Source organism: Vibrio sp. OPT41, from assembly GCF_015163595.1.
In the GTDB taxonomy this organism is placed as follows: Bacteria; Pseudomonadota; Gammaproteobacteria; order Enterobacterales; family Vibrionaceae; genus Vibrio; species Vibrio alginolyticus.
This window is the reverse complement of sequence record NZ_JADDYH010000038.1, coordinates 461,359-468,233: the sequence shown is the minus strand read 5'-3', so window position 1 is coordinate 468,233 and position 6,875 is coordinate 461,359. Positions and strand designations below refer to the sequence as shown.

6 protein-coding genes and 1 riboswitch are annotated in these 6,875 nt (G+C 46.0%); of the genes, 3 read left to right on the top strand and 3 right to left on the bottom strand.

Annotation, left to right across the window (positions count from 1 at the left end):
* Positions 1-573: 573 nt before the first annotated feature.
* On the bottom strand, positions 574-1,098 hold the full coding sequence (locus IQP38_RS18225; RefSeq protein ID WP_193837839.1) for a DUF3087 domain-containing protein: 525 nt from the start codon (positions 1,096-1,098) through the stop codon (positions 574-576).
* Positions 1,099-1,256: 158 nt separating this feature from the next.
* On the opposite strand from IQP38_RS18225, the gene trmY reads away from it, so the two are divergent.
* Positions 1,257-1,856, top strand: a complete 600-nt coding sequence (gene trmY, locus IQP38_RS18220; RefSeq protein WP_017634347.1) for a tRNA (pseudouridine(54)-N(1))-methyltransferase TrmY — start codon at positions 1,257-1,259, stop codon at positions 1,854-1,856.
* Positions 1,857-1,934: 78 nt separating this feature from the next.
* On the opposite strand, the gene IQP38_RS18215 is transcribed toward trmY, so the two are convergent.
* Positions 1,935-3,278, bottom strand: a complete 1,344-nt coding sequence (locus tag IQP38_RS18215) for a TldD/PmbA family protein (RefSeq protein ID WP_193837838.1) — start codon at positions 3,276-3,278, stop codon at positions 1,935-1,937.
* Entirely contained in the window at positions 3,278-4,663 is a 1,386-nt protein-coding gene (locus IQP38_RS18210; RefSeq protein WP_115386907.1) for a TldD/PmbA family protein, read from the bottom strand. The genes IQP38_RS18215 and IQP38_RS18210 overlap by 1 nt, the downstream gene beginning before the upstream one ends.
* Positions 4,664-4,974: 311 nt before the next feature.
* A riboswitch (TPP riboswitch) is annotated at positions 4,975-5,082 on the top strand.
* A gap of 97 nt (positions 5,083-5,179) precedes the next feature.
* Between IQP38_RS18210 and thiD the strand changes: the two genes are divergently transcribed.
* The gene (gene thiD, locus IQP38_RS18205) at positions 5,180-6,037 is read left to right on the top strand and encodes a bifunctional hydroxymethylpyrimidine kinase/phosphomethylpyrimidine kinase (protein ID WP_005383329.1); all 858 of its coding nucleotides are present in this window, start codon (positions 5,180-5,182) and stop codon (positions 6,035-6,037) included.
* Positions 6,027-6,782 (top strand): ABC transporter ATP-binding protein, encoded by a 756-nt coding sequence (locus IQP38_RS18200; RefSeq protein WP_054575239.1) that lies wholly within the window; start codon positions 6,027-6,029, stop codon positions 6,780-6,782. Before thiD ends, IQP38_RS18200 begins: the two co-directional genes overlap by 11 nt.
* Positions 6,783-6,875: the final 93 nt, after the last annotated feature.

The following is a 6,875-nucleotide window of genomic DNA, read 5'->3' as shown; positions in this document are numbered from 1 at the left end:
TGCATGTGTTAGGCCTGCCGCCAGCGTTCAATCTGAGCCATGATCAAACTCTTCAATTTAAGATTTTGTCGGCTCAATGAATACTGAACATTACATAAAGTAATGTTTGAATTGACTGTGCTCTTATTGGTTTTTACTTTTGAAAAAGTAAAACAAAACAGCTCAAGGCTGCTTCCCAATTCGAATGGTCACTTCGTTTCATTGAAACCTAAATTGTTTCCGAAGAAACTATTTGGATTATCATCAACGAGTGCCCACACAGATTGATAGGTCTATATTGTTAAAGAGCTTGCTTCGTAAGCTTTGCTATCGAAGCGGAGGCGTATTCTAAGGAATTAATTTTCAGTGTCAAACACTTTTTTAAATTAATTTTTAGAAGTTTTCTTTCGCCTTCTTGCCAACCGCTTTTGCGTTTCCGCTTTGCCCTGACAACGGAGGCGCATTATAGGGAGATGATTTTTCTTGGCAACCCCTTTTCAGAAAAAAAATCAAAAAAAAGCGTCGAATGATTAAATCTCACTCAAACGCTTATTTTTAGCACTCAGTTGTTAACTTCAAGTAGCAAATAGGCAATCAATATGTGTCTAGCCAAGACTCTTCAAAGCCTGTGATATCGAGACTCAGTGATTGCGCCGCTTCGATTTGCTCGATAGCCTCTAGTTCTTTATTTACACTGCTCATCGTTAATGTGTTGTTGTCTAGCTCAAACACTTGGCGTTGCGTGGTGTAATAGAACTTAAGCGTAGTGAGCGCTTTTACATCGTCATTGCTCGCGGCTGCTTTAATGCTTTTTAGTTTACGAAAGATTTTGTTGTGCAGTTGCTTGAGTTTCCAAACGTACAGCACTTCTTCCATGTATGGTCGAGTTTTAATGTGATTCAATAAAGAGAGGGAAGTTGCAACTGCGAGAACGACACCAATCAAATTCCAATGGAAATTGCCCGTTGATTGTTCTGGTACGACTTCAGTGTTGCCAAACAAAACAATCAACAAGGTACTAAAGGCAAGAGAGGAGATGGCGAGCAACGCAACAAAACCGCCAATCACAAGGTTTACTTTCTTTTTATAAATGTCTTTATTTATCTGTTTGATTTCCATATACCGCTCCTAACAGGTTACCTCTATTTTAACCAGCGCACTCCGCACGACAATCGAAGCTTTGTAAGTAAGTTCACATTTGCTATTAAACTCGCATCCCTTCCCTGCTTGGGTATATACTTCCGCGCATTCACTCTTCCTATATAGAGGCTAAATTCATGCGCTCTTTTGTTTTACGAGCTCGCGCGGCGCCAACCACCAGCAAAGCACTGTTAGAAGGTGTTGGTAATGAAGCGCATACAGAGATTCTTGCTCATACCATGATGAACACTATGTTCGTTGCTCAATCACACCGTGAAGATGTGGTTGTTCACTTGGTTTTGGAAAGCACAAAAGACTTCTCACGCACCATTACTATTCGCTCCAACGACATCACCAACATTGGCGGCTTCCATGAGTCAACCTTGATTGCAGCAGTGGCTCGCGCTTTGGATGCTTCGGTTGGTATGGGTAAAGAGCAACTTCGTGAAGTCGAACCTGGTATTACCGTTCGTACAGTGAGCTTTGAACGCCTAGTACAAGAGCTGGCAGAAGATCACCAACTATATATGTTGGATAAGAAAGGCGAATTTGTTCGTGATGCAGAAATTGGTGAAAATCCATGTTTCTTGCTAACTGACCATATACCGATGCCGAAAAAGTCTTTTAACAGCTTAAAGCGCCTTGGCACAGAGAAGATCAGCTTAGGTCCTAAGATGCTTTTCGCTTCTCAGTGTGTGGTATTGATCCACAATGAGTTGGACATACGCGAATTCTAGTTATTCACGCACACGTTGCTAGACAATGAAAGAGGACTCCATTGAGTCCTCTTTTTTGTTTCTATAGGGATGCTAAGTTTACTTACCACCAATGCTCAAACGAGCAAAACGAACGTCTGGCGAGAAGAAAGTTCGGCTATCGTTAATTAACTGAGTATCACCCACTGCCTCAACTTCTTGCAGCATCTTGTAGAAGTTACCCGCTACCGTGATCCCACGAACTGGTTGAACGCGCTCTCCATCACGGCACAAGAAGCCACTCGCACCAAATGAGAAATCACCACTCACTGCATCCGCACCAGAATGGACACCTTGAAGCTCGACTAACTCTAGGTACTCTCCCGCTTTTACTTCTGATGCACTGCTGTTGCCTGTCGCAATCACTTTGTGATTCGCTGATACGTCTAAGCTCGATTTTGCACCGCGAGCGGCACTTGCCGTCGACACTGCACCCAAATAATTCGCTGTTTGGCTATTGTGCAATAGCGTATTCAGTTGGCCATTAGCAATCATCACATTGTCTTGAGTAGCAAAGCCTTCACTATCAAAACTTGCGATTGCCATACCATTTGGCATGTAAGCCGTATCAGTAAAGGTAATTAAATCACTCGCAACACGTTGACCAAGCTTATCACCCAGTGGCGTAATGCCTTTCATCGCGCTTACGCCAGAGAAAGCACTGCCGAAAGCACCGAATAAACTTGCCAGCGCATTGATGTGGAAAATAGCGGGGTAGTTACCCGTCGCAACCGGTACACCTTCAAGAAGATCACGAGCAAGCTTGTAACCGCCTTCTATACAATAAGCTGGAGCCAACTCATCAAAACGGCGACCTAGCGACATTCTTCCCGCCATCGACTGTTTGCCGTCTTTTTCAAACAAGGTATACGCGTAACAAGTGAACGATCGCTCGAAATGTTGACATAACGTACCTTGAGTATTCGCGATGATGAGCTGAGTTTCACCGTCACTGTAACCATTGTATGGTGCGCTAGAAGCGTGAGGCAGAGCCACTACGCCTTGCTCAAGTGCGAGAGACAGTTCAATTTTTTCATCAACCGAAGTTGTGTCTTCTTGAGCAATCTCAGCCACGTCAGTCGTGATTTGGCTGTTCACACAACTAATGGTCTGATGTTCATCTTGCTTGGAAAAACGAGCGCTTTGCAGTGCATTAGTCAGCATCAAATCTAAGCTTGGTTGTTCTAACGACTCAGAATAGCTCGTTGCAACACGCGCATCTTTCACAACACGAACACCCAGCACTTGGCTTGAGCTTACTTTGTACTCATCCAGCTTTCCTTGGTTCGCTTTCAGAGAAAAGCTGCTGTTGCGGTTTACAATGACGTCCGCTTCTGCACCTTGGCGTTTTGCTTCTGATAGGACGTAATCAACCGCATTAAGAAGTTGTTGTTCTTGGCTCATTAGTTACCGCCTCCTACCAGAATGTTATCGACTTTCAGTGTTGGCTGACCGACTGTTGTTGGTACTGAACCACTTACGGAACCACACATGCCCGGCGCAAGTGCCATGTCTTTGCCGACCATGCTGATTTCTTTCAACACTTTTGGACCCGTGCTGATCAGCGTTGCTGTTTTCAGAGGCTTGGTGATTTTGCCATTTTCAATGAGATAAGCTTCACGAACAGCAAAGTTAAACTCACCCGTACCCGGTTGAACCGAGCCACCGCCCATCTTCTTCGCATAGATACCACGCTCGATGCCTGCCAGCATGTCATCAAGTGAATGCTCGCCCTCTTCGATAAAGGTATTACGCATACGCGAGGTTGGTGCGAACTTGTAGTTTTGACGACGACCAGAACCCGTAGGTTCGTAACCTGTCTTCATGCCACCCATTTTATCGACCATAAAGCTGGTTAGCTTACCGTCTTTGATCAATTGGGTACGCTGAGTCTTCATGCCTTCGTCATCAACATGAATCGAGCCCCATTCGTTGGTCATGGTGCCATCATCGACTGCATTCACCGCGGTGTGAGCAACCATTTCGCCCATCTTGTCGTGGAATACTGATGCTTTCTTCGCAACTGAAGTGGTTTCTAGCAAGTGACCACATGCTTCATGGAAGATAACGCCGCCAAAGCCGTTACCAATCACCACCGGCATTTCACCCGATGGACAAGCATCCGCGCCAAGTTTTACTAACGCTTGCTGCGCGATAGTTTGACCTAGCTCTTTGGCATCAAGCTGTTCACTGAATTCCCAACCAGCAAGAGCGCCAGGACCTTCCATACCAGAAGACTGCTCATTACCTTTTTGCGCGACAGTGTTACCAGCAACACGAATGTAGTGGCGAGTATCGTCAACGTGTAGACCTTCTGAGTTGAAGATAGACACTTGTTGCTCGCGCTGAAGAACGCTGCCAATAAACTGGCTGATATGTTCACTCTCAGCACGTGCGGCTTGGTCAACTTTCAATAGAAACGCGATTTTTGAATCTAGGTTAGCATCCTTACCTAGCGGCATGCGGCAACCATGTTGGATTGGGTAGCGGTTCAAATTCAAAGAACCCGCTGACGCGATTTGCTCACGCTTGTCTTTTGCAGCAAGCAGCGAGGTTACGCGCTTTAGTTCGGCTTCATCTGTGCTGTTGGTGTAACCGTAAAGCACCTTATGACCGAAAAAAAGACGAATACCGATACCAAAATCGATACCCGAGTTAACCTTATCCACCTCACCAGATGCGATCTGGACAGTGTTGGTTTGGTGATGTTCAACGAATAGTTCAGCGAAATCAGCCCCCAAAAAGAGCGCATGATCGATCACTGACTTCGCTGTTACAGAATTAAGCATGAAGTCTCCTTGCTCGATGATCGTCTTAGCCTTCCTAATTAACTGTGAAAAAGTTCAACAAAGTTAAATTGGCAACACGTTAAATTTTAACAGTTTTTTAACCTTGTTTTGTGCTAATCCTTGCTTAACGAGACCACGATTATTTATTAAATATTCCAGGTTCTGCTCATTCACCAGAGCGTTGCACTAGTAAATTCCACCCAGCAAACCATTTAGGTGCTTACTTTATCACTCACCTCGCATAATTGAATACTCATTATAATTACGCTCAAAAAACGTATCCCTTCCGCAATGGTCCTGCTATCATCCGAACGAAATAGTCGGGGGGCCACACGACAAGTGTTGGCTGAGATCGAAATTCGAGACCCGTTGAACCTGATTCAGTTAGCACTGACGTAGGGAACTATGCACACTTTGCCTTTCGTCGCCCCTCTTAGGTAAGCGATAGCGATCGAAAAATCGATCTATCTGCAACGGTCAAAGTCAGTTCCTATACGTCTTGTAGTAGGAGCGACCATGACGCAGCAATCACAACCTCATTCACATCACACGCCAGCCTTGCCTACCCCTATCGTATTGACCATCGCGGGCTCAGACAGTGGTGGCGGTGCAGGTATTCAAGCCGACATCAAAGCGATGTCCGCAACCGGCAGTTTTGCTTGCTCGGTAATCACGGCGATTACTTCGCAAAATACCCAAGGCGTTTCTGCGATTTTCCCCATTCCTCTCGACCATGTAGAGAGCCAACTTGATGCAGTATTTACCGACCTCAACATCGTTGCAGTCAAAGTGGGCATGCTGGCAGATTCCAACATCATCAAAGTCGTTGCAGACAAAATTAAACAATACCAGCCAAAACACCTCGTGATTGACCCTGTGATGGTGGCCACCAGCGGCGATCTATTACTGGAACAGTCGGCAATCAGCACTTTAAAAGAAGAATTGATTCCGCTCGCAGACATCATTACCCCTAACCTACCCGAAGGCGCAGCATTGACGGGTAAGCCAATGCCTCAATCAGAATCTGAAATGAACGATATGATTACCGACCTTCGTGCGCTTGGCGCCAAAGCTATTCTGCTCAAAGGCGGTCACCTTGAAGAAAATGAAAACAGCAACGATCTGCTTATCATGCAAGACAGTGCCGAGTTAATTAGCGCCAAGCGATTTCCAACCAAAAACACTCATGGCACAGGCTGTACACTTTCTTCCGCCATTGCGTCTTATCTTGGCCAAGGCAACAATCTGCACAAAGCGGTGCACCTTGGTAAGCAGTACATCAGCCAAGCTATCGCGCACGCTGATGAACTGGATGTCGGTAAAGGTCACGGCCCTGTGAACCACTTTTTTGCGGGTCATACTTATGTTCGCTAACGCGATTGGCATTCAGCTTTCCGATGCTAGCCTGCGATACAAAGATAGCCAAACACCGACTTTAGCAGGAATGAACATGACCATTCCCGTCGGTAAATGGACGGTATTACTCGGACGAAGTGGCTGCGGGAAAACCACAATATTGCGTTACTTAGCTGGCCTACTGGATGACCAAGTTGACTGGCATGGCGAACTCATCACAACGGATGGCGCTGCACTGCATGACCGTATCGCTTACATGGCTCAGCAGGATTTATTGCTACCGTGGTTGAATGTGTTAGACAACGTCTGCCTCAGTTCTCGATTTTCTCAAGAGCAAGCACCAGAGCAAAATAGACAACGTGCACTGGCTTTACTAAACCAAGTAAAACTCGCCGATTACGCGGATGCTAAGCCAACTCAGCTCTCTGGCGGCATGAGACAACGTGTTGCCCTTGCTCGCACTCTGATGCAAGACAAGCCTCTGGTTCTGATGGATGAGCCTTTCTCTGCGTTGGACGCGGTTACTCGCCATAAGTTGCAGACCTTGTCTGCCGAATTACTGAAAGATAAGACCGTTGTTCTTATTACCCACGACCCACAAGAAGCGGTGCGATTAGCTCACCAACTCTATGTACTGCAAGGTACGCCTGCGCAAGCTCAGCACTTGGTTGTTCCGGATTCCAAGCCACCACGAGTTCTCGATGGAGAGTGCGCCGCGCTTCAACAAGCGATTTTGGATCAATTGGAGAAAGACTATGAGTGATATGACTCAGTACAACTCCGTTTCGGCACGTATTGGTAAAAAAGAACGCGTGACCCATCAAGCTCTGCGCTTGGTAATCAGCACTGCGGTGAT